A 3,020-nucleotide genomic window follows, 5' to 3' on the forward strand; every position below is an offset into this window, starting at 1 on the left:
ACGCCACCCTCTCCTCCCCCTTCCCCCGTACATGTACGGGGGATGAGCCCCCCTGCTTCGCGTGCCCTGTGCCCACGGCGGGCCGCTCCCGTCCTCCGGACTCCGGTGTTCTCTCCGAAGGCCTCTCCGCCGGACTGCCGATGGGGTGCCGCCTCTCCGGATCCAGAGTCCCGATGGTCTCGGCCTGGCCGTGGGCCCGGGTCATCGCCAGCGGCCGATCTCGACGTTCTCCAGCACACCGAGGGCGTCGGGCACCAGGACGGCCGCCGAGTAGTAGGCCGTCACCAGGTAGTTGATGACCGCCTGTTCGTTGATGCCCATGAACCGCACGGACAGACTGGGCTCGATCTCGTCCGGGATACCGGCCTGTTGGAGCCCGATGACCCCCTGCTCGGACTCTCCGGTACGCATGGCGATGATCGAGGTCGTACGGGCCTCGGTGACCGGGATCTTGTTGCACGGGAAGATCGGCACACCGCGCCAGGTGGGGATGCGGTTGCCGCTCATGTCGATCGTCTCGGGGACGAGTCCGCGCTTGTTCATCTCACGGCCGATCGCGGAGATCGCGCGCGGATGCGCCAGCAGGAACTTGGTCCCGCGCCGCCTGCTGAGCAGTTCGTCCAGGTCGTCGGGGCTGGGCACGCCGTCGTGCGGCTGGAGCCGCTGGTCGTACTCGCAGTTGCTGAGCAGTCCGAACTCCCGGTTGTTGATGAGTTCGTGCTCCTGGCGCTCCTTCAGCGCCTCGACCGTGAGCCGGAGTTGCTGCTCGGTCTGGTTCATCGGCTGGTTGTAGAGGTCGGCCACACGGGAGTGGATGCGCAGCACCGTCTGGGCGATGCTCAGTTCGTACTCGCGGGGCTTGGCCTCGTAGTCCACGAACGTGCGCGGGATGTCCGGCTCACCGCTGTGACCGGCCGCGAGGTCGATCTGCTTCTCGCCGTACCTGTTGGCGTGCTGTTCCGGGATCGCGCTCAGCGCCTGGAGATGCGCGCGCAGCGAGTCGGACCGCTCGGCGACCTGCTCGAAGTGCTGCCGGGACAGTGTGAGCACGACGCATGAGGTGACCGCGCGGGCCGAGTACTCCCACAGCGCGTCGGGGTCGAGGAGCGCCTGGTCGCCGAAGTAGGCGCCGTCGGCCAGCATGCCGAGTTCGGCGTCGTCCCCGTACGGGCCGGTGCCGATCTTCTCGACCTTGCCGTGGGCCAGCAGGAACACCTCGTCGTTCGTACTGCCGAAGGAGGCGATCTCCGATCCGGGCGCGAACTCCCGCTGCTGGCAGCGCCGGGCGAGTTCCGCGAACACCTCCTCGTCCTCGTATGACCGCAGGGCCGGCAACTCGGAGAGCTCGGCGGGGACCACTTCAACCCGGTCACCCGTCTTCACGAACGTCAGACGGCCGTCTCCCACGGAGTAGGTGAGCCGCCGGTTCACACGGTATGCGCCACCCTGCACGTTCACCCAGGGAAGCATCCGCAGCAGCCAGCGTGAGCTGATCTCCTGCATCTGGGGGACCGACTTGGTGGTGGTGGCCAGGTTCCGCGCGGCTGAAGTACCAAGACTCTGCTGCGGCTTTTCCTGCTCCGTGCGGATCTCTTCGCCTACCGACATAAAAAACTGCCCTCCCGATAATGCGTAATGCGCCGGCGCGTCGAGCCCCTTCGGGCCCGTTTCGCACCGGACGCCTGCGCGCTCCAGCCTTCCGCACGGAACGGGTCAGTGCTATTACACGAATGAGCGGGAATGGATCATCGCCGAAGTGGGCACATAGGGGTTCTTCGCCAGCTCGTTCGACCCGGCGAACGAGAAATGCCTCTCCGGGGAACTTCAAGATCGGTCCGGGCGTTTGAAACACCGACGGACGACGAGCGAGGAGACACCGATGGCAGGCTTCCTGGATCGCGCCAAGGAACAGGCACAGCGCGGCCTGACGCAGGGCAAGCAGAAGCTCGACGAGGTGCAGGCGCAGCGGGCCGGCGGAGATCTCCTCAAGAAACTGGGCGCGGCGTACTACGCGGAGCGACGCGGCAGCGGCACCCCCGATGCGACGCAGCGGGCTCTCCAGGCCCTGGAGAGCCACATCGCGGTGAACGGGGACTCGTTCCTGCACCACTGACGGCCACCGGTGACGTGGCGTCGGGCACGTACGTGCCCTTACGTGTGTAGGCGCCTTACGCACGCGTGTGACTTACGTGCCCGTACGCGCCATATGCGCTGTATCGGTGCTACTGACCGGATCGGCTCGCACGGTGTACGAACAATTCGCCCCCAGCCGTCGGATTCCGGTACAAGCTGCGGTACGAGACGGTCACGACCGGTGACCGTCGCGCAGCGCTAAGGAGACGGTCATGGCCCCACCCATGTCCGCTGCCGACTTCCTGGACCGGCTCAGGGAAGAAGGTGTCACCGTCGTCGAGGTGGGCGACTGGGTCCACCACAACCGCAATCACAAGGGTCCCTGGGGACCGGTCCACGGCGTGATGATCCATCACACGGTGACCGAGGGCAGCGCGCACACCGTGGAGATCTGCCGCGACGGCTACGCCGACCTGCCCGGCCCGCTGTGCCACGGTGTCATCACCAAGGACGGGCTGGTGCATCTCGTCGGCTATGGCAGGGCCAACCATGCGGGGCTGGGTGACGACGATGTTCTGCGTGCGGTGATCGCCGAGAAGGCGCTGCCGTTGGAAAACGAGGCGAACACCGATGGCAATCGGCATTTCTATGGCTTCGAGTGCGAGAACCTCGGGGACGGGGAGGATCCGTGGCCGCAGGTGCAGCTCGATGCGATCGAGAAGGTTGCGGCGGCGGTGTGCCGTTATCACGGCTGGACGGAACGGTCGGTGATCGGTCACCGTGAATGGCAGCCTGGGAAGGTTGATCCTCGGGGGTTCAGCATGGGGTGGCTCAGGGATCGGGTACGGGATCGTCTGAAGTAGCTTTTCCTCGCCCCCGCCGCCCTTACCCATTCCCATCCCGCACCTGGGGGCTGCGCCCCCGGACCCCGCTGTCGGCCCTGAAGG

General features: G+C 66.5%; 3 protein-coding genes. 2 read left to right on the plus strand and 1 reads right to left on the minus strand.

All coding sequences use genetic code 11. From position 1 onward, the window contains the following. Nucleotides 1-201 precede the first annotated feature (201 nt). Nucleotides 202-1,608 carry a family 2B encapsulin nanocompartment shell protein gene (locus AOK08_RS06380; RefSeq protein ID WP_055524455.1) on the minus strand — a complete coding sequence of 469 codons (1,407 nt, stop codon included), beginning with the start codon at nt 1,606-1,608 and terminating at the stop codon, nt 202-204. A 271-nt stretch (nt 1,609-1,879) separates the two neighbouring features. Between AOK08_RS06380 and AOK08_RS06385 the strand changes: the two genes are divergently transcribed. Then, nucleotides 1,880-2,113, plus strand: a complete 234-nt coding sequence (locus AOK08_RS06385) for a hypothetical protein (protein WP_055524456.1) — start codon at nt 1,880-1,882, stop codon at nt 2,111-2,113. A gap of 232 nt (nt 2,114-2,345) precedes the next feature. After that, nucleotides 2,346-2,936, plus strand: a complete 591-nt coding sequence (locus tag AOK08_RS06390) for an N-acetylmuramoyl-L-alanine amidase (protein ID WP_055524457.1) — start codon at nt 2,346-2,348, stop codon at nt 2,934-2,936. Nucleotides 2,937-3,020: the final 84 nt, after the last annotated feature.

This window comes from Streptomyces graminilatus, assembly GCF_001418565.1.
GTDB classification, from domain to species: Bacteria; Actinomycetota; Actinomycetes; order Streptomycetales; family Streptomycetaceae; genus Streptomyces; species Streptomyces graminilatus.